The organism is Bizionia saleffrena (assembly GCF_008086175.1).
Lineage (GTDB): Bacteria > Bacteroidota > Bacteroidia > Flavobacteriales > Flavobacteriaceae > Bizionia > Bizionia saleffrena.
Genome location: NZ_VSKM01000002.1, coordinates 112,141 through 136,737 on the forward strand (window position 1 = coordinate 112,141; position 24,597 = coordinate 136,737).

Consider the following 24,597-nt stretch of genomic DNA (forward strand, 5'->3'; position numbering starts at 1 on the left):
AAATTAAACAAACCTCTCCACTAAAGTTCTTTTTCTATCACCTCCCCAGAATCCAAACTTTCAAAACGCATTGCTATCTTCTTTTTATTTTTTATAACTTGAGTAATACTTGTGGTTTTCACGAAACCGCGATCCATAATCACTCCAAAATCTGGGTGTTCGTTTCCAGCGGTGTGGTGAAATTTTAGTAACGATTGCGCGTTTAATTCTGTTTTAGATTTAAACGCTTCAAACCAATCTTTTCTCAGGTCCTTTTGCTGTTGCGTATATAAGGTAGTAGAAGACCATATTCGGGGTTCGGGTGGCAATAGAATGAGCTGTTTTGCTAGTCCGTCCCAAATAAATTCATAATAGTTTAGTGTCGTGTTCCAATCGGCAATTACTAAAGTAAAAGGCTCTATATCGCTAAGGTTATAAGCTTCAATTGTTTCTAAAAGCATATCAGCTGTTAAAAAATCGCGGACAACTTCGCCTCTACTTTTTCTGTAATGTGCTTTACTTGTGTGTGGAATACTTCCGCCATTGAGCAAACACAACACTCTTTTTTTAGAACTTGCGCCTATCCAGCTTCCACCAGAAATTTCATCTTTAGGCATTAGCACTTCCGCAGAACCCATTGTATATATTCGTGGAGCCAATGCACGACGACTCGGAGATTCGTCACGGTTGGACGTTAAAATAAAATCCGTAGAATTTATAGGATATAAAGTGACAGTACACATAGAATTTTAATCTTAAAAAGCGAGTGAATAGTTTTCAAAAATAACATAAAACTAAAGAAATGTTAAGACTTAAGAGAACAAAAATAAATCAATAAAAATGTGTAACTTCGTGTTTCGAAAATTTATACTAAAAAACATAATAATATCATGGGAAAAGGATTTTTCAATGTGCCAATAGCTATTAACGAGCCCGTTAAAAGCTACACACCAGGGTCTCCAGAAAGAGAAGCCGTTTTAAAAGAATACAAAAAAATGTATAACGAGAAAGTTAACGTGCCTTTGTATATAAACGGTAAACATATTGAAACTGGAAACACTAGAACAATGTCTCCACCTCACGATCACCAGCATATTTTAGGCGAATACCACTTAGCTGAAAAATCTCACGTTGAAGAGGCGATCTCTACGGCTTTAGAAGCACGAAAAGAATGGTCGCAAATGCCTTGGGAACAACGCGCAGGTATCTTTTTAAAAGCTGCTGAATTAATTGCTGGGCCTTACAGAGACAAAATAAACGCAGCGACAATGCTAGGTCAGTCTAAAAATATTTACCAAGCAGAAATTGATGCTGCTTGCGAGTTAATAGACTTTTTACGATATAATGTTCAGTATATGTCTGACATTTATCAAGAACAACCAGAAAGCACAAGTGACGCTTGGAACAGAGTTGAATACAGACCAATAGAAGGATTTACCTACGCAGTAACCCCTTTTAACTTTACAGCTATTGCCGGAAATTTACCATCTTGTATGGCGATGATGGGGAATGTTGTAATTTGGAAACCAAGTAACAACCAAATATTCTCTGCAAAAGTAATTATGGATGTATTTGAAGAAGCTGGTGTTCCTGCAGGTGTTATAAACGTTGTGTTTGGCAACCCAGGAATGATTACAGATACTGTTATGGCGAGCCCAGATTTCTCTGGTTTACACTACACAGGTTCTACTCCAGTATTCCAAGATTTATGGAAACAAATAGGAAACAACATTACAAATTATAAAACTTACCCTAGAATCGTTGGTGAAACTGGTGGTAAGGATTTTATTGTTGCACATAAAACAGCAGATGCTAAGCAAGTAGCAACAGCTATTTCTAGAGGTGCTTTCGAATTCCAAGGTCAGAAATGTAGTGCGGCATCTCGTGCTTACATTCCTAGCAATATTTGGGAAGACGTTAAAAAATACGTTATAGAAGATGTGAAATCTTTTAAAATGGGTTCTCCAGAAAATATGGATAACTTTATTACTGCGGTAATTAACGAAGGATCTTTCGATAAATTAGCGAAGTATATTGATACCGCTAAAACCGATAAAGATGCTGAAATAGTTGTGGGAGGAAACTACGATAAATCTAAAGGGTACTTTATTGAGCCTACAGTTATATTAACTACAAATCCAAAATACACTACTATGGTAGATGAGTTATTTGGACCCGTAATTACTATTTACGTATACGACCAAGATAAATTTTCTGAAACTTTAAAATTAGTTGACGAAACTAGCCCATACGCATTAACTGGTGCTATTTTATCTAAATGTAGATACGCGATTGTTGAAGCAACTACAGCATTACAAAACAGTGCGGGTAACTTTTATATTAACGACAAGCCAACAGGTGCTGTGGTAGGCCAACAACCATTTGGAGGTGCTAGAGCATCTGGAACAAATGATAAAGCGGGTTCTGCACAAAACTTAATGCGTTGGATTTCTCCACGATTAATTAAAGAAACGTTTGTAACCCCAGTAGATTACAGATATCCTTTCTTAGGTGAATAATTAGCCTATTATAACCTACTGAAAAAGCCTTACTAATTAATTAGTAAGGCTTTTTTTATAGTTGATTGTATTCTGAATTGCGATTTCTAAGCGATTAACCTCTCCATTTTATAGGTAGGTGCACTAACTTTTTAGTTTCGTAAAATTCTTCAGTAAAATAATCTGAGACCTTATAAACAGCCGCTGTTTGGTAGTTTTTTAATTCCTCCTCTAAATCGCCACCTTTTAAATAAATCACCCCATTTTTAAGCGTATTATTTTGTTCTTTTGCCACTCTTCCTTTTATCCAATGCACGAAAGTAGGCATTACAGCAACGGCGCGACTCACGATAAAATCGTAAGTATCTTTTATTTCTTCAACTCTGGAGTGGGTTGTTTTAACATTTTCTAGACCTAAACCGTCTACAACTTCCCTTACGACTTTTAGTTTTTTCGCGATGCTATCGACTAAATGAAAAGAGCATTCGGGAAATAAAATAGCTAAAGGAATTCCAGGAAAACCGCCTCCGGTACCTACATCCATAATTTTTGAACCGTCTTTAAATTGAATCAATTTTGCTATGGCCAAAGAGTGTAAAACATGGCGTAAATACAACTCGTCGATATCTTTACGAGAGACTACGTTTATTTTTAAATTCCAATCTTTGTAAAGCACTTCAAGCTTTGTAAATTTATGAATTTGATCCTGAGTTAGGTCAGGGAAATATTTTAAAATGAGCTCCATTACTATATTTTATTGCAAAAATATGCATTTAAAACACATCTTTTTATGATTTTCTATAATAGTTAACCGCCATTATTAATTATCTTTGAGGTGAAAATAGGATTGGCACGTTTTGTGCCCTATCTTATTAAACGCAATTAAATTATGACACAGCAATCACTTTCTTTCTCAAGAACGGATCCCGCGAAGTTCTTCCGTACGCTTAACAAAAGAGTTAACTCGTACTTTAATGACAATAATATAAAACGTACTGGTAACTGGAAACTATGGGTGAAAACGATTATAATGTTTTCCATATTTTTGGTGCCTTATTTCTTAATCTTAACCTTAAACCTTCCAGGTTGGGGACAGTTGTTACTTACCATTGTAATGGGTATTGGTATGGCCGGAGTGGGTATGAATGTAATGCACGACGGTAACCATGGCTCGTTTTCTAAAAAAGAATGGGTAAATCGCCTTATGGGAAGTAGTATTTATATTCTTGCCGGAAATGTTTATAACTGGCAAGTACAACACAACGTTTTACACCACACTTACACTAATATTCACGGTCACGATGAAGATTTAGAGGCAGGACGTATTTTACGTTTTTCAGAACATTCAGAATGGAGAAAGCACCATAAATTCCAACATTATTACTCCGTATTATTATATGGTTTATTAACTATTAATTGGGCAATTACTACCGATATTCAACAAATGAGACGCTATATGAAACGTAAATTATCGTATGGTGAATTCCCAAATCCAGTGTGGAATTGGAGTAAATTAGTGATTTCTAAAATTATTTATGCAAGTCTGTGGATTGTTTTACCAATGCTTATTTTAGATGCTGCATGGTGGACAGTTTTAATCGGTTTCTTCGTAATGCATTACACCGCGGGTTTAATTTTAAGTGTCGTATTTCAATTAGCGCACGTTATGGAAGAAGCAGAAATGCCACTGCCTGCTAAAGACGGAACCATGAAAAATACGTGGGCAATTCACCAACTTAAAACAACAGTTAATTTTGGCGCAAAAAGTAAAATTATAAATTGGTTTACTGGGGGATTAAATCACCAAGTAGAGCACCATATTTTTCCAAATATTAGTCATATCCATTATAGTGATATTGCCAAAATTGTAAAGGAAACAGCACAAGAATTTAATTTACCATATAACGAATATAAAACCACACGTCAAGCAATCGTTGCGCATTTCAGATATCTAAAAGAAATGGGAGCAAATCCTGCTTTACAAGCTTAATTTTTTATTGCAATGAGTACACAACTTTCAGAACGCATAGTAAACATGGCCACTTCTGCAACCTTAGCTATGGCGGCAAAGACCAGAGAACTAAGAGCAGAAGGCAAAGATATTATAGGATTAAGTCTTGGGGAACCAGATTTTAACACGCCAGACTTTATTAAGGATGCTGCCATACAAGCTATAAACGATAACTATAATTCGTATACTCCAGTAGATGGTTATGTCGCGTTAAAAGAGGCGGTTATAACCAAATTTAAAAGAGACAATAATTTAACGTACACTTTGCCACAAATCGTGGTATCTACAGGCGCTAAACAATCGCTAGCAAATATTGCAATGGTACTGTTAGACGACGGTGACGAGGTGATTTTACCTTGCCCTTACTGGGTAAGTTACGGTGACATCGTTAAATTGGCAGAAGGAACTCCTGTAGAAGTTAAAACCTCTATAGATAACGATTTTAAAATGACAGCCGCACAATTAGAAGCGGCCATTACACCACAAACTAAAATGATTTGGTTTAGCTCACCGTGCAACCCAAGTGGTTCGCTGTATAGCAAAAAAGAGTTAGAAGCACTTGCTGAAGTGGTTTTAAAATACCCGAATATTTATGTGGTTTCAGACGAGATTTACGAGCATATAAACTACACAGGAAAAGCACACGCAAGTATGGCGGCTATTCCAGGAATGTTCGACCGTACTATTACTGTAAACGGCGTTTCTAAAGCCTTTGCAATGACTGGTTGGAGAATTGGATATATTGGCGCTCCAGATTGGATTGCCCGTGCGTGTAACAAAATGCAAGGCCAGATTACTAGTGGGGCAAATTGTATAGCACAACGCGCCGTAATTACAGCTTTAAACGCAGAACCATCGTCGGTTAAATATATGATTGATGAGTTTAAAATCCGTCGTGATTTAGTACTAGACTTATTAAACGGTATTGAAGGTTTTAAAACAAATATTCCAGAAGGCGCCTTTTATGTATTCCCTAATGTCTCTGCTTTCTTCGGAAAAACGTTTCGAGGAAAAACAATAAACAACGCAACGGATTTCTCTTTATACTTATTAGAAGAAGCATTGGTAGCTACCGTTACTGGTGATGCTTTTGGAAACCCTGACTGTATTAGAATTAGTTATGCAGCGTCTCAAGAACAAATTATTGAAGCGATAAAAAGAATAAAAGAAGTTTTGGCGTAATATCCTTTCCTTTCTATAAATAAAAAAGCCACTACATATTGTAAGTGGCTTTTTTGTTTCTTAACGTGTCGTAGAGACTAAATATTATATGTATTTACTTCGGAAGGCATTTCTGTTTCCTATTGAAATCAATGGTTTATCTACTTCCAGGCACTTTCATTTTATTAGTTATATTCCTACCTATTTCTCCAAAAGAACGGCGTTAATAATACGAGAACAGTAAAGAGCTCTAATCGCCCGATAAGCATTAAAAATGACGCCCACCATTTACCAACATCTGGCAAGGTATCATAATTGTTTACTGGTCCGAAATCACCTAATGCGGGCCCTACATTTCCTAAACTAGAAGCGGCTAACCCTACCGATTCACTAAACCCTAAATTCATCATCGAGAAGCCTAAAGCACCCACAATAAAAGATAACATATAGAGAATAAAGAATCCTAAAATATTATAGACGATGACACCCGGTACCGACCGTTGATTGTAACGCACAGGTAAAATAGCATTGGGGTGTAATGCTCTCTTAAACTCTAAGAATCCGTTTTTAATTGTAATAAGATGCCGCATCACTTTTATACCTCCCGATGTACTTCCGGCTGAACCTCCTAAAAACATTAACCCGAAGAAAAGCACCATCAAAAAGGGAGTCCACATTGTAAAATCGGCGGTAACGAAACCGGTCGTGGTTATCACAGAAATCACTTGAAACAAAGCGTGTCTAAACGCACTTTCGGCGCGACCTAAAACCATTGGGTGTTCAATTGACGACAGACTTAAATCGGCCTGAAAATAAATAATTAAAGAGGCGACCGCCGTAAAAATAACAATGAATTTAAAATACAATTTAAGTTCATCATCGCCAATAATCTTACTCACCTTTCCTTTAAAGGCATAATAACTGAGTACAAAGTTTGTACCCGCTAAAAACATAAAAAAGATAATAATATATTGTATCACTGGTGTATCATTCCAATACGCGATACTCGCGTTTTTAGTTGAAAACCCTCCTGTAGACAAGGTACACATTGAGTGATTAATAGCATCAAAAAAGGACATCCCTGCCACTTTTAATAAAATAGTTTCAGCCGCAGTATACCCAAAATAAATAAGCCATAAGCGCTTTGCTGTATCTGTAATTCGTGGGTGTAATTTATCGCCACTAGGCCCGGGTGCTTCCGCAGCAAACAACTGCATCCCTCCTATTCCTAATAAGGGTAAAATAGCAACGGCGAGCACGATAATTCCCATTCCACCAATCCAATGCGTTAAACTCCTCCAAAACAAGATACCTTCGGGCACCACCTCTATATCATTTAGAATGGTAGCTCCTGTGGTGGTAAAACCCGACATGGTTTCGAAAAAAGCATTGGTAAAACTTGGTATTGTTTCGGTAAATAGATACGGCATAGTACCAAATAACGCCATGACGATCCAGCCAAAAGAAACGACAATATAGCCTTCTCTTTTCTTGATTTCCTTTTTATGATCTCGCGTAACAAACATTGCGATGGCTCCAATAATTAACGTTATAACCCCTGAAAAAAGTAATTTTAAGGTAATACCATCATCATAAATCCAACTCACCAAGGTCGCTAACAAGACGAAACAGCCGTTAAATAAAATAAGCAGTCCAAAAAAATGAAAAATGATTTTAAAATTGAGTTTTAAATACTTCGCCATAATATTATAAGAACAGTTTTTCAACTTGTTTAATAGAGCGCGGTAAACAGCACACTACAACATAGTCGTTGGCTTGAATTTTAAAATCACCAAGTGCAATAATACCTTTTCCATCTCTAATAACACCACCTATAATTGCCGATCGCGGAAACGCGACATCCTTAATTTGTTTATTACAAATTTGTGAAACCGGTTTTACTCTAAACTCAAGGAGCTCGGCATTCATATTATTAAGTTTAGTCATTGCAACAACCTCCCCTTTTCTTATGTATCGAAAAATGTTATTGGCTGCTAAAAGTTTTTTATTAATTAGTGTATCGATTCCAATGGATTGCGACAATTCGAAATAATCCATATTTTCTACCAATGCGATAGTTTTCGGCACGCCTTTGGATTTGGCTACTAGACAAGACATAATATTGGTTTCAGAATTTCCTGTAACCGCAATAAACGCGTCCATGTCTTCAATATTCTCTTCTTCTAGCAATTCTACGTTTCTTCCGTCGCCATTAATCACTAAAACATTAGGTAATTGATCGGCTAAATCGAAAGCGACTTCACGATTTTTTTCGACAAGCTTCACATTAAAATTATGTTCACTTAAATCGCGAGACGTTTTATACCCAATTTTACTTCCGCCTAAAATCATTACATCTTTAATAGGTGTATTGGCTTTTCCCGTCATTCTACACAACTCTTCTCCACCATTGCTGGAGGTAATAAAAACGACAGTATCTTTTTCCTTAAACTGAGTGTCGCCACGAGGGATGATAGTAAACTGGGTTCCAAAACGCTGAATAGCTATTGGTACAAAATGAATTTTCGAAAATAACTCGGCCGCCTCTTTCACCGATTTCCCAACAAAAAGCGCAGTACGCGTTAGTTTTAAACTCACCATCGTTAACGCACCATCTTCAAACTGATACGTTTCTTTAAACGCCGATTGCTTCAATAGCAACGCGATTTCCTTCGCTGCTAAAGCTTCAGGTGAAATTAATTCATCAATACCGAAGCCTGTAAAATCGACCTCATCTTTGTGAGTTATAAATTCTGTATTCGATATTCTAGCAATATTTTTCTTACTTCCTAATTGCTTTGCTAACACACAAACGGTAATATTGGTGGTTTCGGAGGCGGTTACCGCAATCACTAAATCGCTAGTAGCTACCCGTGCTTCTTTTAAAACAGCAATAGAGGTCGCATCACCCTTAATCACTCTAATATCTAAGTGGTTATCGGCATAAGACAAACTGTCTTTGCTAATGTCTATTAATGTTATTTCTTGAGATTCGTAGGACAACAGCTTTGCTAGATGAAATCCTACTTCACCAGCACCAGCAATAATTATTTTCATTTCTTGTAATGTATCTAAAAAAGAGACTACAAAGATAAATAAAATTAATAACTGCCTTGTCTATTAATTATTTGTTTTCAAGTTTCTTAAGGACTGTATATGTATTATCTTTGTTAAAAAAATTGAGATTTTGGCAAAAGTAAATCCTTATAAAGACAGCGACCTTAGCAAAAAAGAACAGGTTACAAAAATGTTTGACACCATTTCTGGAGATTACGATGGTCTTAACCGAGTAATTTCTTTTGGAATAGATATTAAATGGCGAAAAAAAGTAGTGCAAATAGTTAAAGATAGCACGCCCAAAACCATTCTTGATATCGCGACGGGTACTGGAGATTTAGCTATAAATTTAGCAGAAATAAACGCTGATAAAATTGTAGGACTCGATATTAGTCGCGGAATGCTAGACGTTGGCATTGAAAAAATTAAAAAGAAAAACTTAGAGACTAAAATTGAAATGATTTTAGGAGACTCAGAAAATATGCCGTTTGCCGATAATACTTTTGATGCGATTACGGTTGCTTTTGGTGTTCGTAATTTTGAAAACCTAGAAAATGGTTTAAAAGAAATACTTCGCGTTTTAAAGCCTGGCGGAACATTCGTGATTTTAGAAACGTCTATGCCAACCAAAGCACCTTATAAGCAAGGCTATAATTTCTATTCAAAAAATATATTACCTCTTATTGGAAAAACCTTTTCTAAAGATAAAAGTGCTTATAAATATCTTAGCGATTCGGCCTCTCAATTTCCTTTTGGAGAAGTGTTAAACAATATTTTAAGAAGTATTGGGTTTATAAATGTTAAAGATCTCCCACAAACTTTTGGAGTAGCCACAATTTATAAAGCCTCAAAACAGTAATATGAAAAAAATAATTTCCCTAATTACCTTATTCTTTATTTATCAAGCGAGTACTGCGCAACTTTTTACCAGAGAAAAAGTACAGAACAACCAAAGTATGGATAAGCAGACTTTAAGTTGGGGTTATTATTTAGGAACAAACAGTTTAGATTACAAGTTTGATTATAATTCTGATGTCGAAAATATTCAAACTGAAAAGACCTTTAGTTTTAACGTTGGGTTAGTGGGTGATGTGCGTATTAACGACTACATTAACATTCGTTTAGAGCCGGGCTTAGTAATTAGTGCTAGAAATTTAATGTATCCTGTAAGTTATTTTAACGGTATAATTCCACCTGAAGAACTCAACGATTCCGATTTACTTCGCGAGGTACGATCTACCTATGTTTATATTCCGCTTTTATTACGTTTTTCGACGCAACGAATTAACAACTTTAAACCGTTTGTTACTTTTGGTTTAGCAACCTCCTTAAACTTATCGAGTAACGAAAAAAATCCTGAAGATAATAGTGGTGGCGAATTTAGAACGACCAAAAACACGCTCTTTTACGATATTGGTTTTGGTATCGATTTTTACTTATATTGGTTTAAATTCACGCCATCTATTCGCGGTGTGTTTGCTTTAAGCGATGAAATAATTAAAGATGCAGACCCCAATAGCCCGTGGACCGGAAATATTTCGTCTATGAAAACAAGAGGGATCTTTATTAATTTTACGTTTAGATAGACTAAAAAATCACGTAAAACGAAGTCATCAAGATCGCAGCAGTTAAGACCGCAACGTTATTAGAACCAAACTATCTTGACGCCTATTGGCACTTAAAATTTGCGCCATAGTATTCGCTCTAACTAAAGACGACATCTATTTTATTTCTATAGATTTAAACCTCTATAATTACCCTTTACGTTTAAACTCACTCAATAAAATTGCTGTTGCGGTGGCAACATTCAAACTTTCGGCGGCTTGCAGTGCTCCAAAACGCGGTATTGTAATGCGGTTTGTTACTAAGCCTTCAATCTCTGGAGAAATACCGTTGGCTTCGTTTCCTAAAACTAAAGTGCCTATGGTAGGTAAATCGGTTTTATAAACAATATCACCATCCATAAAAGCGCCAAAAACAGGACTTCTTGTTTCCTTTAAATACCGCTCTAAATCTAAATAACTAACATTTACACGCGTAATAGAGCCCATTGTCGCTTGTATTACTTTTGGGTTATAACAGTCTACCGTTCCTGTAGTACAGATTAATTCTTTAACCCCAAACCAATCGCACAATCTAATAATTGTTCCTAAATTCCCTGGATCACGCACAGAATCTAAAGCCACAACAAACTGATCTGAATCAATTGTTTTAGACGCCGGTATTTTAAAAAGTGCCAAGGCTTTATTAGGCGTAGTTAAAAAGCTGATTTTTTTTAATTCTGCTTCCGTAATACGCTGTTCTCTGTCTAAATTACCATCAAAACTAACAGTTGTATATAATTGATGCAATTCTAAATTAGAATCTAAAAGCTCTTTAATTACTTTTAATCCTTCAGCTACAAACAAACCATCTTGTACTCTATATTTTTTTTGCTTTAAACGCGTTATTACTTTTATTTGGCTTTTTGATAGCATTTAAAAAATGTATTTTTGACTGTTTATAATTTGCAATTTAATTAAAGCTCGCTAGTAACTAATAATAATTTTCTGTTTTTGAAAAATACGCGCTCAAAAGTACTACTTATAATTTTAACCCTAGGGTTTTTAACGGCATGTAATACGGTAAAACGCGTTGCCGAGGATGCCCATTTACTAACAGAAGCAACATTAATTGTTAACGATAAAAAAGAAAAGAAAGAAGCCGTTAGAAATTTAATTTATCAAAAACCGAATAGTAAATTACCACTTATAGACACCCCATTACGTCTGCATATTTATAATTTAGCGCGACCAAATATAGATTCTATTATTACTGCTAAATTTTTAAAACACCCTAAGCGAAAAAATCGGTGGGAACGCTTTTTATCTACGAAACAATTAAACCGCTACTACCAATCGCGTATTAATTTTAATAAATGGATTAAAAGAACAGGTGAGGCTCCTGTAATTATTAATGATACTTTAAACAAAAAATCGATAAAACGTTTAGAAAGTTATTACTGGAATAACGGATGGTTTGATGTTGCAGCCAATTATATCACAAAAAAAAATGACAACAAACGTGCCCAAGTAACGTACACTATAGAAACCGGAAAACCGTATTACATAGACTCGCTATCTACAAAAATTATGTCGCCGGTTATAGACTCCCTTTACGAACTCACCAAAGATAAATCGTTAATACAACCCAATACACAATATAAAACAGCAACTATTTTAAAGGAAAAAGACCGGGTAACTGAGGTTATGAGGAATAACGGTGTGTTTCATTTCTCGCAAGATTACTTTTATTTTGAAATGGATTCCATCGGGAAAACTAAAAAAGTCAATGTCGATCTTCAAATTAGTAATCGCGAAACAACTCAAGGCGATTCATCGTCCTTTAAGCCTTTCAATATTTATAAAGTAAAAGACGTTAATATCTATACCAATAGCACCTTCGAAAACAAAAATAAAACCATTACAGACACCACAACTTATAATGGCTTTAAAATTTATAGTATCGATGAATTACGCTATAACCCAAAAACGCTAACCGACGCCGTTTTTATTACACCAAACTCTGTCTTTAAAGACAAAAATAGGCCGTACACTTCGCGTATTATTTCGAATTTAAACACGTTTAAATACCCAAGAATTGATTACATAGAAAATCCAGATACCACGTTAACAGCAAATATCTATTTAACACCCATAAAAAAATTCGGTTTAGACCTCAGCGGGGAAGTCTCACAAAGCAACATACAAAGTGTGGGCTTTTCTTTTAGTCCGAGTTTACTCTTTAGAAATGTTTTTAGAGGTGCCGAAACGCTTGAGATTAGTGGAATCGCCTCCATTGGCGCCTCTAAAGATGGCGCTAACGATCGCGATAAATTATTCGATATTAACGAAATTGGTGCCGATTTAAGATTGCGTATTCCAAGGCTGTTCTCACCTTTTAACACCGCGAAAATAATACCGAAATCTATGTTCCCTACAACCTTACTCAGTTTGGCCTTTACAAGTCAGACTAACGTAGGGCTTGACAAACAAACATTTACAGGGCGAATTAATTACAAGTGGTTTCCAAACGAAAAAGTGACGAATAGATTAGATATTTTTAATATTCAGTTTGTTAAAAATCTAAATATTGGTAATTACTTTGGCGTGTATAAAAACACGTATAACACCTTAAACGATATCGCAACAAGTGCAGGATACATTTCGGAGAATAACAATTTAGAATATCCCAACCAAACGAATGCATTTATTAACGATGTGGTTAATGGTAATTTGTCTGGTCCCATTTCTAATACCGATATTCTTACCGTAAAAGCGATTAACGAACGTAAAAATAGACTAACGGAAGACAACCTTATTTTCGCTTCCAACTTTAGTTATGTAAAAGACAAACGCGATAATTTATTTGATAACGATTTCTCCATCTTGCGTTTGCGCTTTGAGTTGGCGGGTAACGTATTGGCAAACGCTTCAAAAATACTGGGAATTAAAAAAAATAAAAACGACCGTTACGAAGTCTTTAACGTGGCCTTTTCTCAATACATAAAATCGGAAATCGATTATGTAAAATATTGGGATTTGGGTAATAAAAACGTGTTGGCTATGCGTTCCTTTTTAGGTATTGCTATTCCGTATGGCAACTCGTCTAACATTCCGTTTTCGAAAAGTTTCTTTGCTGGTGGTGCTAACGACAATCGCGCATGGTCGCCTTACGATTTAGGTCCGGGAAGTTTACAAAGTACCAACGAGTTTAACGAAGCCAATTTAAAAGTAGCCTATAGTATAGAACAACGGTTTAATATCTCAGGCCCCGTAAACGGTGCTTTATTTATCGATGCAGGAAATATTTGGAATGTTCTCGACGATGTAAAAGACGATAGAGCCACTTTTAATTCCTTTGCTTCTTTAAAAGATATCGCCATTGGTTCTGGGTTTGGCTTGCGATACGATTTCACGTTTTTTATACTAAGAGGAGATATCGGGTTTAAAACTTACGATCCCTCATACCCAGAAAACAACCGTTGGTTTACCAACTACAATTTTGCCAATGCAGTATATAATATAGGTATAAACTATCCGTTTTAAGGGGGTGTTTAGTCGCTTTAGAAACTTTAAAAGAAACGGCCACTCCAATTACCTAACAACTCTTAGAGAATTAATCAAAATTCATTACTTTTGACGTTCAAATTTTCAATAAAAAAACCATAACAAATGGCACACCAAATAAAACCCGGAGTAGCAACTGGAAAAGAAGTTCAAGCAATTTTTAAATTGGCGAAAGAAAAAGGCTTTGCACTTCCAGCAGTAAACGTTGTAGGATCAAGCAGTATTAACGGCGTACTGGAAACAGCGGCCGCTTTAAATGCGCCAGTCATTATACAATTTTCTAATGGTGGTGGTGTGTTTAACGCCGGTAAAGGACTAAGTAACGACAACCATCAAGCCGCCATTTTAGGAAGTATTGCCGGAGCAAAACACGTGCACTTATTAGCCGAAGCTTACGGTGTACCAGTAATTTTACATACAGACCATTGTGCGAAAAAATTATTACCTTGGATAGATGGTTTACTAGATGCCAGCGAAAAGCACTTTAAAGAAACAGGAAAACCATTATATAGCTCGCATATGATTGATTTAAGTGAAGAACCACTTGAAGAAAACATAGCCATTTGCAAACAGTATTTAGCACGAATGAGCAAAATGGGAATGACCCTAGAAATAGAATTAGGAATTACCGGCGGTGAAGAAGATGGTGTAGATAATAGCGATGTCGACGAATCTAAATTATACACCCAACCCGAAGAAGTAGCCTACGCTTACGAAGAGCTAAGTAAAGTAAGCGACCAGTTTACTATTGCAGCTGCCTTTGGAAATGTGCACGGGGTGTACAAACCAGGAAACGTAAAACTGACTCCAGAAATTCTTAAAAATTCACAAGAATACATTTCTAAAAAATTCAATGTAGAGCATAACCATATCGATTTCGTTTTTCACGGCGGTTCCGGGTCATCTCTAGAAAAAATTAGAGAAGCTATAGGTTACGGTGTTATTAAAATGAATATCGATACCGATATGCAATACGCGTTCACCACAGGAGTGCGCGATTATATGGCCGAAAAAACGGATTATTTACAGTCGCAAATTGGTAATCCAGAAGGAGGTGAAGTACCAAATAAAAAATATTACGATCCAAGAGTATGGCTTAGAAGGGGAGAGTTAGCTTTCGTAGATCGCCTTAAAAAAGCGTTCGAAGACCTTAATAATGTAAATACTTTATAAAATTTTAATGGCGTTACCACAAAATTAAAAACAAAACTTTAATTTTGTGGTCAGGCTTTCGCAACTCGCTTTTGTTTTTTTAAGTAAAAAAACAAAGAGCTCAAACACATTGCTTAATCCTTAACGCAGCGATTTAGATGACTATTCTATAATCGCAACAAACTAAAAATGGCAGATACAATGGCTTGGTTTAAAAGAAAAGGAAAAGGAATACATACAACCACCGAAGAGAAAAAAGACATTCCAAAAGGACTGTGGTATAAATCTCCAACCGGTAAGATAGTAGACTCTAAAGAATTGGAGAAGAACTTCTACGTAAGTCCAGAAGATGGCTACCACGTAAGAATAGGAAGTAAAGAGTATTTCGAAATTTTATTCGACGATAATAAATTTAAAGAATTCGATAAAGACTTGTCTTCTAAAGACCCTTTAAAATTCGAAGACACTAAAAAATATCCAGACCGTTTAAAAGCAGCACAAACAAAAACAAACTTAACCGATGCCGTACGTACAGCCGTAGGAAAATCTAAAGGAAAAGAAATGGTTATTGCTTGTATGGATTTCGCTTTTATTGGCGGTTCTATGGGAAGTGTTGTTGGAGAAAAAATTGCACGCGCTGGAGACTATGCTTTAAAACACAAGCTTCCTTTTATGATTATTTCAAAATCTGGAGGCGCAAGAATGATGGAAGCGGCATTATCGTTAATGCAATTAGCTAAAACATCTGTAAAATTAGCACAATTAGCAGACGCTGGAATTCCGTACATTTCATTATGTACAGACCCTACTACAGGAGGTACAACAGCATCTTTCGCTATGCTAGGCGATATTAATATTAGTGAGCCTGGTGCTTTAATTGGTTTTGCAGGACCGCGAATTGTTAGAGACACCACAGGTAAAGAATTACCAAAAGGATTTCAAACCGCCGAATTTTTATTAGAACACGGGTTCTTAGATTTCATTACACATAGAAAATTATTAAAAGATAAAGTAAACCAATACATAGATTTAATTACTAACCAGCCAATGCGCGATTAAATAATTAAATTACACCCCTCTAAATGGCATACGTTTTATTAAGCGTATGCCATTTTTTTTGTTTTTACGGTTTTTACCGTAATAGAAAACTACTTTAAATAGCACTAATCGATTAAATGCAAATAAACCTGCTAAAAAGTAACGGGCTTTGATTTATTATTTTTTATTTTCGAGTTGTCAGAAAATTCAATCAAATTATTTTGGAGTCATTTTTTTGAAGATTCTGATAAATAAAACGCCAAATTATGAGTATTCAATTTAAACTATTTGGTTTTTTAAACGACTTCTCAAATCTATTAAGCAACCAGTACTAAATTATTGGTTTAAAATTATTTATTATGAAAAAGTTATATCTTTAGGACTTTTGTTTTAGGTTTATCCCTAATGAGTGTTTCCGCTACTCCAATTGAAGAAACTCCAGTGTTAAAAAATATCCTTTGGTAACTGTTGTTTGTCCAGATGGATATGAATCAACTTATTATGATATAGTAGTGAAGACGGTATGACTATTCGCTCATATTTAGGACAACTAACCACACAGTATGGTAACCAAGTGTATAACAATGGAGAAAAAGATAGCATTTACTGGAATCAATGGATAGATTTTTATGTTCCAGAAAAAACACCAAAAATAAATTGGTAATTAAACAACAAGACCAAACAAATAGGAAAGTTTAAAGTACATCAAGCCGTAGCAAATTACAGAGGCCTTAGTTACACTGCTTGGTATGCTTTAGACATACACTCCCTTATGGCCCTTGGAAACTACGAGGTTTACCAGGTTTAATTTTAGAGGCTTATGATGCCGATAAAGAAATGTATTTTTATTTTAAAAGCATAGAATACCCAACCACTAATACCGCTATTATTACGCAACTAAAGCGACCAAAAGACCACCCAAACACTTGGCATTCGCTACAAGGCTTTAAAGATAGATTGGATGATATTTACGAGAAAATGAAAATAAACTCCATACTTATTGCAGAAAAATATAATGCAGAAGTTCCAGAACAAAAAATTAAAAGTGAAGCGTTTATTGAATCCTTTTAATTAGTCGGCTACACCCATTATATGAAACTAATTTTAGGAATTACTTTTTTTATTCTATCACCGTTTTTCGCATTAGCACAAACTAAAATTAGTGGCTTTGTACTAGACAGCGATAACAATGCCATAGAAAATGCAAGTGTTGTTGTTTACGATTCAGACAATAATACAGTGGCTTATGCCTTAAAAGAAACAAATGGTGCTTATGTTTTAGAAACACAGTTCAATTTTACAAACCATATTATAGTGTCTGCTCAAAGTTTTGGGTTTGAAAAAAAAACAGACACGCTTAAACTTACACCTAACGTAAAATAGCATACGTTTTCCTTTATTTTAAAAATTAAAGTAGAAGCCTTAAGTGAAGTGATTTTAAATCCTTCAGAAAAATAAAAAAAAGAAGGTAATACAACGACATACAAAGTAAAAGTATTTAATAGCGGAACAGAACAAACCATAGAAGATGTTTTAAAACGGTTACCTGGTATTGAAGTTTAAAAAAATGGAACTATTAAGGCACACGGTAAATTTATTGACAAACTACTAATTGAAGGTGAAGATATGTTTGATAAAAACTATACTATTCTTTCAAAAAAGCTGGATGCAAAGGTCTTAGATGCTGTAAAGATATTAGATGAATTTGAAGATAACCCTATTTTAGCAAAAGTGATTACTTCAGAAAGAGTGGCTTTAAATTTAGTTCTAAAAGAAGGCTATAAAAACATTTGGTTTGGTAATGCTTCTCTTGGTTTAGGTACTAAAGACAGAGTTAAATTAACTTCTAACGTAGGATTGATTCGTAAAAAAGTTAAATTTTTCAACTTCAATAATTACAATAATCTAGGTACAAAAGCTTCAGACCAATTAGAAGAAGCCTCTTCTTCTGCGGGTAACAACACCTCATTTAGAGAACAGAAAATAGAATCTAACGCCAATCCTATATATACAATAGCTAGTACGGAGAGTTCCGTTTTTAAAGAAGGGCAAAGCACATTTAATAACGCTTTTATTAATGCATTAAGTTTTGTTACTAGCGTAACACCAAACTTAAAACTTAGAGGAACAGCCTATTACTCTAACGATAATGAAGACCAGCTATTCTCATCTAAAACAACCTTTAACACGAATGAGCCGCCTATAGTTTATACGGAGAGTGTTAACACGAAACGCAACAATGAGGTTGCAGGAGTAGAAATAGAGTTAAAATATGCCGGCAGCGAAAAATCATATTTTAAAAATGTTTTAGTATATAACAACAAACCCGAAACAACCACTAAGCGTTTATTATTTAATGATAACGCGATTATTGAAAGCTTGGAAATGAAAAACCAGTCGGTTAATAATCATTTAAATCACAGTTATTTATTAGGTCATAAAAAAGCTCTGCACTCTTATTTCTATTTCGGACAGAATACAATTAAGCAACAAGCACATATTAAATCACCGGTACTGAACAACATATTCTAGCAACCAGACACCACAACTATTAGTAACATATCCAAAGATATAAACTCAATATTAGGCGGAAAATCTACTATGCTTATTCGCTTTGGTGACTTTGAAAGTCATTTGGAAGTGGGTTATGAATCTGTAACCGAACAAAGAGAGAACCCGTTTCTTTTACAAGACTCAGAAAATTACACAGCAATTGACAGTTTACAGAATACTACTGATTTTAAACAAAACACCCTGAAGTTTAAATCCAATTTAAATTATGCCCTCTCAAAACATATAGAACTATCTGCTGGACTTTCGTTAGATTATATTGATGTCAATGCGGGTTATGTTAAAAACAACGACTGGATTTTAAGTCCCAAAGGAAGATTAGGTTTAAAAAACTTAAAAATAGGAGCCCTTAGTTTTAGTTATTCTAAAAGTTATAGTACACCCCAAGCCAATATACTATTACCAAATTATCAACTCAGTAGTTAAAATACCTTTATAAGAGGAACACAAAACATAGAATTCCCAAGAAGGAATAGCTTTACTTTTAATTATCGCTTAAAAAATAATAAGCAAACCAAAACAGTTTCTATAAGAATGCAATATGTTAATTCTAATGGGAAATATTCTACAGAAAACAGAATAGATCAAGATTTGCTGTTTTCGAGTTCCAAATTTGTAAATAGCGAGGATGTATTGTCTTCAAACATTGACTTTACCTCCTACTTTAAAAAACTAAACCTCTCAACTAATTTAGGGACCTCTCAAACTTGGACCAATAGTTTAGTTCAAGTAAACACTTCGGGATTTCAAGATTTAGATTCTTACACCTCTTCTTATTTCTTATCTGGCACCACTTATTTTAAACTTCCTATAAATTTAAACTTCTAATTTATTTTAAATACGGCTAAGTCTATCTTTAATTCTATTGCATCAAAAACAAATTGGAAAACTATAAATTTAAATTTCACTTATAAACTTTCTAAAGCCTGGATAGCGACACTACAGAATAAATTTTATCGTACTACTGATGGTAATTATTCATTTATAGATATTAATTTAGATTATACTCCTAAAAAATCAAGATTCTCATACCAGCTAGTTTTTAACAACTTACACAATGAAAACGTGTTTACTATTAATAATATAAACGAGTTTACAGCCTATAAATCGTCAACACAATTGCTACCAAGATATGTTTTTGGCCTAGTAAAGTATCGCTTTTAAAAAACCTACACGTTTTTTTATTTGTATGTATTTGCATCTCAATAAAAATAAGTATATTTGCAAATCGAAAGATACTCTTTCGTTTACATAACAATCATTTACAACAATATTAGCATGTATTTAGATCAAAAAGAAAAAGAAGAAATCTTCACAAAACACGGTAACGGAGTTAAAGATACCGGTTCAGCAGAAGGACAAATTGCTTTATTCACATACAGAATTAGCCATTTAACTGGACACTTAAAAAACAATCGTAAAGATTATAATACTGAGCGTTCACTAGTAAAATTAGTAGGTAAAAGAAGAGCTTTACTTGACTATTTAACTAAAAAAGATGTCTTAAGATATCGTGCAATTATTAAAGAATTAGGATTAAGAAAATAATATATCTCTAAAACCACGCCCACAAGCGTGGTTTTTTACTATATAATCCTACTCAAACGCAAGAGTCTAAAATACGTATTGAAGAAGCTAATTACAGTTTTTCATTGGTCACACAACTACTACTACAACTACAACACAACGACCATTGTTTAATTAGAATTGAAAAAAATATGATTCCAAAAGTTTTTAGAGAGGTCATAGACCTTGGTGATGGAAGAGAAATTTCTATCGAAACCGGAAAATTAGCAAAACAGGCGCATGGGTCTGTTGTTGTTCAGTCAGGAAAATGTATGTTATTATGTACAGTAGTTTCCAATTACGAGCAAAAAGATCTTAATTTTTTACCTTTAACGGTAGATTACAGAGAGAAATTTGCTGCCGCAGGACGTTACCCAGGTGGCTTCTTTAAAAGAGAAGCAAGACCAAGTGATGGCGAAGTATTAACAATGCGTTTAGTAGACCGTGTTTTACGTCCATTATTTCCAAAAGATTACACCGCTGAAACGCAGGTAATGATTCAATTAATGTCTCATGACGATGACGTTATGCCAGATGCTATGGCAGGTTTAGCAGCTTCGGCAGCTATTCAGTTGTCAGATTTACCATTCGAATGTGCTATCTCTGAAGCTAGAGTTGGTCGCGTCAATGGCGAATTTGTAATAAACCCTACACGTGCTCAATTGTTAGAATCTGATTTAGATATGATGATTGGTGCTTCTGCCGATTCTGTAATGATGGTAGAAGGTGAAATGGATGAGATTTCTGAAGAAGAAATGGCTGAAGCCATTAAGTTTGCTCATGAAGCGATTAAAGTACAATGTGCTGCGCAATTAAGATTGGCAGAAGCATTTGGAAAGAAAGATGTTCGTGACTATGATGGTGAAAGAGTAGAAGACGATTTAGCGAAGAAAATTCATGATATGGCTTACGATAAAGTGTATGCTATAGCAAAAGCGGGATCTGCTAAACATGAAAGAAGTGCTGCTTTTCAAAAAATAAAAGAAGATATTAAAGCTACTTTTTCTGAAGAAGAATTAGAAGATTATGGTGGTTTAGTTTCAGATTATTATCGCAAAGCTGAAAAAGCGGCCATTCGCGATTTAACCTTAAATGAAGGATTGCGTTTAGATGGTCGTAAAACCGACGAGATTAGACCAATCTGGTGTGAGTTAGATTATTTACCATCTACTCACGGTTCTGCAATCTTTACACGTGGAGAAACTCAAGCATTAGCGACGGTTACTTTAGGTACTTCTAGAGATGCAAACCAAATAGATATGCCCTCTTTTGAAGGTGAAGAGCGTTTCTATTTACATTATAACTTCCCTCCTTTTTGTACAGGAGAAGCTAGACCAATTCGTGGTACCTCTCGTAGAGAAGTAGGACACGGTAATTTAGCACAACGTGCATTAAAAGGTATGATTCCTGAAGATTGCCCATATACTGTACGTGTTGTCTCTGAAGTTTTAGAATCTAACGGTTCGTCTTCTATGGCAACAGTTTGTGCTGGAACTATGGCACTTATGGATGCTGGTGTTCAAATGAAAAAGCCAGTTTCTGGTATCGCAATGGGATTAATCTCTGATGCTGATTCTGGAAAATACGCTGTATTGTCTGATATCTTAGGTGATGAAGATCATTTAGGGGATATGGACTTTAAAGTAACCGGTACTGCTGATGGTATTACAGCTTGCCAAATGGATATTAAAGTAAAAGGATTAAGCTACGAAATTTTAGTGAATGCACTAAAACAAGCACGCGATGGTCGTTTACATATCTTAGGTAAAATAACAGATACCATTCCTGCTCCGGCTGCAGATGTGAAGCCACATTCTCCAAAAATGATTACAAGACGTGTTCCTAATGAATTCATTGGTGCATTAATTGGTCCTGGAGGAAAAGTGATTCAAGAAATGCAAAAAGAAACTGGAACTACTATTGTAATTAGTGAAGACGCTATTACCGAAGAAGGTATCGTAGAAATTTTAGGCGTTGGTAATGAAGGTATTGATGCTGTTATGGCAAAAATAGATTCTATCTTGTTTAAACCTACTGTAGGTAGCGTTTATGAAGTAAAAGTTATCAAAATGCTTGATTTCGGTGCTGTCGTAGAGTATTTAGATGCACCAGGAAACGAAGTTCTATTACACGTAAGCGAATTGGCTTGGGAGCGCACTGAAAACGTGAGCGACGTTGTAAATATGGGCGATGTTTTTGATGTGAAATACTTTGGTTTAGATCCAAGAACACGAAAAGAAAAAGTATCTCGTAAAGCGATTTTACCAAAACCAGAAGGGTTTAAAGAAAGACCGCCAAGAGAAAACGATCGTAATAACGACCGTAATAAAGGTAGAGATAACCGTGGACGCGATAACCGCAGAGACGACAGAAAACCTAGAGAAGAAAAGAAAGAAGACTAAAACCTTCTTTTAAAATAACTCAAAGCCCTTCAATTTATTTTGAAGGGCTTTTTTATTGTGCTTTGTACATCTTAAAGAAGAGAAACATTAATTTGTAACCCGCACTATTGTAGTTATCTTTTTTTAAATTATAAAACCCTAAACTAGGCACTTCATGTTCAATAAATCACGATTATTTTTATAAAAAGAGTCAAAAAACTTCATTATATTTAAGATAAACAGCCTTTTAAAGACAATATGTCACCTTTTTAACTCAATATCAAAGTACAGGATTTACAATCTCATAACTATTTCATCAAATTCTTATCAACATCACAACTCTAAGCAGATATGTTCATAAATTGCATAACTATGTTAACATAATGCTTATTATTTAAAATAAAATACAGAAATAGCACTTCCGCACAGTATTTGCACACTATCTTGTATAATTAATTAAAATTAATAACATACAAAATGAAAGTATTAGTAATTGGAGCAGGAAATATGGGATTAACTTATTCTGAAGGTATGGCAACATCGCCTTTACTGAGTAAGCACAAATTAAGAATATACGATACTGATCCAAAAAAAATTGAGGTATTAAGTCAGCAACCAGAATTTAATGTTTTTGACAACCTCGAGGATTGTCTACCAAAAGCCGATGTTGTATTTATAGCAGTAAAACCTTTTCACTGCGAAGAATTATTTAAAAAAATGAAACCATTAATTAACAATGAGCAATTATTTGTATCGTTAATGGCGGGTGTAACTATCCAATTAATACAAGACCAATTAGACGTAAAAAAAGTAATTAGAACAATGCCTAATTTACCGGCACAAGTGGGTAAAGGTGTAACGTCTTACACAGAATCTAAAGAGGTGTCTAAAATAGAACTTATAATGGTTCGTAATTTATTAGACACAACAGGAACTTCTATTCATGTTGACACAGAAAACTTTATTGATGCCTCTACAGGAATTTCTGGTAGTGGTCCAGCTTACGTATTTTACTTTATGCAATCTATGCTTGAAGCCGCATTAAAAATGGGCTTTTCAGAATTCGATTCTAAAGTATTAGTAAGTAGTACGTTTGAAGGTGCTATCGAATTGTTTAACCAAAATGATATTTCACCAGAAAGCTGGATCGCTCGTGTAGCCTCTAAAGGAGGAACAACCCAGGCGGCTATAGATTCTATGGAAGATAATAATGTTAAGCAACTCATTCAAGATGCTGCTTACTCTGCTTTTAATAGAGCTATCGAATTGGGGAAAGAGTATTAATTAAAACACACAATTATGGATATTAAAAGAATAGTAGTAAAAGTTGGCACAAATGTAATAACGAATAAAGATAATCGCATATTACACCCTATTTTAAAAGAATTAGTACGCCAGATTTCGGTACTATATGAACGCGATATTATGGTAGTTTTAGTGTCTTCTGGTGCTGCAATCGCAGGAAGAGAAGTTATAGGCGATACTAATATAACCGATGCTTCAACAAGACGTCAAGTCTATTCATCGGTAGGACAACCCCGTATGATGCGCCATTACTATAGTTTATTTCACGACTATGGAATGCGTTGCGGTCAGGTTTTAGCCACTAAAAGGGATTTCGATATTGGTGTACACCGACAAAACATGATTAATTGTTATGAGGGTCTTTTATCGGAAGGTATTATTCCTATTGCCAATGAAGATGATGCCGTTTCATTAACGATGTCTATGTTTTCAGATAATGATGAACTCGCCAGTTTAGTTGCAGAATTAATCGATGCAGATCGATTGATTATACTTTCGGATACTGATGGATTGTATACTGGGGATCCAGACGACGAGGATTCAGAAAGAATTACAGAAGTGAGCTGCAACCAAGATGTGGAACAGTATGTTCAAGCCTCTATTAAAAAAGAAGGAGAAGGCCGTGGCGGTATGGCTTCAAAATTAAAGATCGCTAAAAGCACCGCTAGTAAAGAGATTCCAACCTATATCGCAAACGGAAAAAGACAAAATGTAATTGTAGATATTATCGATAATAAAGAGATTGGAACAAAATTTATACTTTAAAAAAT

23 protein-coding genes are annotated in these 24,597 nt (G+C 35.0%); 18 read left to right on the top strand and 5 right to left on the bottom strand.

Annotated features, from left to right (window positions below; translation table 11 throughout):
* Nucleotides 1-20 precede the first annotated feature (20 nt).
* Nucleotides 21-722: an NRDE family protein gene (locus tag ES676_RS02195; RefSeq protein WP_148368404.1), complete on the bottom strand. Its 702-nt coding sequence runs from the start codon at nucleotides 720-722 to the stop codon at nucleotides 21-23.
* A gap of 147 nt (nucleotides 723-869) precedes the next feature.
* Here ES676_RS02195 and pruA point away from each other — a divergent pair, with 147 nt between their 5' ends.
* Nucleotides 870-2,498, top strand: a complete 1,629-nt coding sequence (gene pruA, locus ES676_RS02200) for an L-glutamate gamma-semialdehyde dehydrogenase (protein WP_148368405.1) — start codon at nucleotides 870-872, stop codon at nucleotides 2,496-2,498.
* A gap of 94 nt (nucleotides 2,499-2,592) precedes the next feature.
* Here the strand turns inward: pruA and rsmG are convergent, their stop codons facing one another.
* Nucleotides 2,593-3,222, bottom strand: coding sequence for a 16S rRNA (guanine(527)-N(7))-methyltransferase RsmG (gene rsmG / locus ES676_RS02205; RefSeq protein ID WP_148368406.1), 630 nt, complete (start codon nucleotides 3,220-3,222; stop codon nucleotides 2,593-2,595).
* Between the two features lie 144 nt (nucleotides 3,223-3,366).
* Between rsmG and ES676_RS02210 the strand changes: the two genes are divergently transcribed.
* Entirely contained in the window at nucleotides 3,367-4,467 is a 1,101-nt protein-coding gene (locus ES676_RS02210; protein WP_148368407.1) for a fatty acid desaturase family protein, read from the top strand.
* Nucleotides 4,468-4,479: 12 nt separating this feature from the next.
* Complete coding sequence (locus ES676_RS02215; protein ID WP_148368408.1) at nucleotides 4,480-5,670, top strand: pyridoxal phosphate-dependent aminotransferase; 1,191 nt, start codon at nucleotides 4,480-4,482, stop codon at nucleotides 5,668-5,670.
* Between the two features lie 176 nt (nucleotides 5,671-5,846).
* On the opposite strand, the gene ES676_RS02220 is transcribed toward ES676_RS02215, so the two are convergent.
* Together ES676_RS02220 and trkA are read right to left on the bottom strand one after the other, a co-directional pair.
* Nucleotides 5,847-7,352 carry a TrkH family potassium uptake protein gene (locus ES676_RS02220; RefSeq protein ID WP_148368409.1) on the bottom strand — a complete coding sequence of 502 codons (1,506 nt, stop codon included), beginning with the start codon at nucleotides 7,350-7,352 and terminating at the stop codon, nucleotides 5,847-5,849.
* Between the two features lie 4 nt (nucleotides 7,353-7,356).
* Nucleotides 7,357-8,706 (bottom strand): Trk system potassium transporter TrkA, encoded by a 1,350-nt coding sequence (gene trkA / locus ES676_RS02225; RefSeq protein WP_148368410.1) that lies wholly within the window; start codon nucleotides 8,704-8,706, stop codon nucleotides 7,357-7,359.
* A gap of 130 nt (nucleotides 8,707-8,836) precedes the next feature.
* On the opposite strand from trkA, the gene ubiE reads away from it, so the two are divergent.
* A complete protein-coding gene (ubiE, locus tag ES676_RS02230; protein ID WP_215731628.1) occupies nucleotides 8,837-9,565 on the top strand; it encodes a bifunctional demethylmenaquinone methyltransferase/2-methoxy-6-polyprenyl-1,4-benzoquinol methylase UbiE in 729 nt (242 codons plus the stop codon).
* A gap of 1 nt (nucleotide 9,566) precedes the next feature.
* Nucleotides 9,567-10,292 (top strand): type IX secretion/gliding motility protein PorT/SprT, encoded by a 726-nt coding sequence (gene porT / locus ES676_RS02235; protein ID WP_148368412.1) that lies wholly within the window; start codon nucleotides 9,567-9,569, stop codon nucleotides 10,290-10,292.
* Between the two features lie 168 nt (nucleotides 10,293-10,460).
* Here the strand turns inward: porT and ES676_RS02240 are convergent, their stop codons facing one another.
* Nucleotides 10,461-11,183, bottom strand: coding sequence for a TrmH family RNA methyltransferase (locus ES676_RS02240; RefSeq protein ID WP_148368413.1), 723 nt, complete (start codon nucleotides 11,181-11,183; stop codon nucleotides 10,461-10,463).
* Between the two features lie 78 nt (nucleotides 11,184-11,261).
* On the opposite strand from ES676_RS02240, the gene tamL reads away from it, so the two are divergent.
* The 13 genes from tamL to proB all read left to right on the top strand — a co-directional run bounded on the left by tamL (nucleotide 11,262) and on the right by proB (nucleotide 24,592).
* Nucleotides 11,262-13,793 carry a translocation and assembly module lipoprotein TamL gene (gene tamL, locus ES676_RS02245; RefSeq protein ID WP_148368414.1) on the top strand — a complete coding sequence of 844 codons (2,532 nt, stop codon included), beginning with the start codon at nucleotides 11,262-11,264 and terminating at the stop codon, nucleotides 13,791-13,793.
* A gap of 126 nt (nucleotides 13,794-13,919) precedes the next feature.
* Complete coding sequence (fbaA, locus tag ES676_RS02250; protein ID WP_148368415.1) at nucleotides 13,920-14,987, top strand: class II fructose-bisphosphate aldolase; 1,068 nt, start codon at nucleotides 13,920-13,922, stop codon at nucleotides 14,985-14,987.
* Between the two features lie 180 nt (nucleotides 14,988-15,167).
* Nucleotides 15,168-16,025 (top strand): acetyl-CoA carboxylase, carboxyltransferase subunit beta, encoded by an 858-nt coding sequence (accD, locus tag ES676_RS02255; protein ID WP_148368546.1) that lies wholly within the window; start codon nucleotides 15,168-15,170, stop codon nucleotides 16,023-16,025.
* Nucleotides 16,026-16,527: 502 nt separating this feature from the next.
* The gene (locus ES676_RS14615) at nucleotides 16,528-16,668 is read left to right on the top strand and encodes a hypothetical protein (RefSeq protein WP_170234408.1); all 141 of its coding nucleotides are present in this window, start codon (nucleotides 16,528-16,530) and stop codon (nucleotides 16,666-16,668) included.
* 80 nt (nucleotides 16,669-16,748) lie between these two features.
* On the top strand, nucleotides 16,749-17,075 hold the full coding sequence (locus tag ES676_RS02260) for a hypothetical protein (RefSeq protein ID WP_148368416.1): 327 nt from the start codon (nucleotides 16,749-16,751) through the stop codon (nucleotides 17,073-17,075).
* 21 nt (nucleotides 17,076-17,096) lie between these two features.
* On the top strand, nucleotides 17,097-17,387 hold the full coding sequence (locus ES676_RS02265) for a carboxypeptidase-like regulatory domain-containing protein (protein ID WP_148368417.1): 291 nt from the start codon (nucleotides 17,097-17,099) through the stop codon (nucleotides 17,385-17,387).
* 243 nt (nucleotides 17,388-17,630) lie between these two features.
* Nucleotides 17,631-18,536, top strand: a complete 906-nt coding sequence (locus ES676_RS02270) for a hypothetical protein (protein ID WP_148368418.1) — start codon at nucleotides 17,631-17,633, stop codon at nucleotides 18,534-18,536.
* A 69-nt stretch (nucleotides 18,537-18,605) separates the two neighbouring features.
* Complete coding sequence (locus ES676_RS02275; protein ID WP_148368419.1) at nucleotides 18,606-19,001, top strand: TonB-dependent receptor; 396 nt, start codon at nucleotides 18,606-18,608, stop codon at nucleotides 18,999-19,001.
* A 108-nt stretch (nucleotides 19,002-19,109) separates the two neighbouring features.
* Nucleotides 19,110-19,403 (top strand): hypothetical protein, encoded by a 294-nt coding sequence (locus tag ES676_RS02280; protein ID WP_148368420.1) that lies wholly within the window; start codon nucleotides 19,110-19,112, stop codon nucleotides 19,401-19,403.
* A 450-nt stretch (nucleotides 19,404-19,853) separates the two neighbouring features.
* A complete protein-coding gene (gene rpsO / locus ES676_RS02285) occupies nucleotides 19,854-20,123 on the top strand; it encodes a 30S ribosomal protein S15 (protein WP_148368421.1) in 270 nt (89 codons plus the stop codon).
* Between the two features lie 170 nt (nucleotides 20,124-20,293).
* Nucleotides 20,294-22,543: a polyribonucleotide nucleotidyltransferase gene (locus ES676_RS02290; RefSeq protein WP_148368422.1), complete on the top strand. Its 2,250-nt coding sequence runs from the start codon at nucleotides 20,294-20,296 to the stop codon at nucleotides 22,541-22,543.
* Between the two features lie 456 nt (nucleotides 22,544-22,999).
* Nucleotides 23,000-23,806, top strand: a complete 807-nt coding sequence (gene proC / locus ES676_RS02295) for a pyrroline-5-carboxylate reductase (RefSeq protein ID WP_148368423.1) — start codon at nucleotides 23,000-23,002, stop codon at nucleotides 23,804-23,806.
* A gap of 15 nt (nucleotides 23,807-23,821) precedes the next feature.
* Entirely contained in the window at nucleotides 23,822-24,592 is a 771-nt protein-coding gene (gene proB / locus ES676_RS02300; protein ID WP_148368424.1) for a glutamate 5-kinase, read from the top strand.
* Nucleotides 24,593-24,597: the final 5 nt, after the last annotated feature.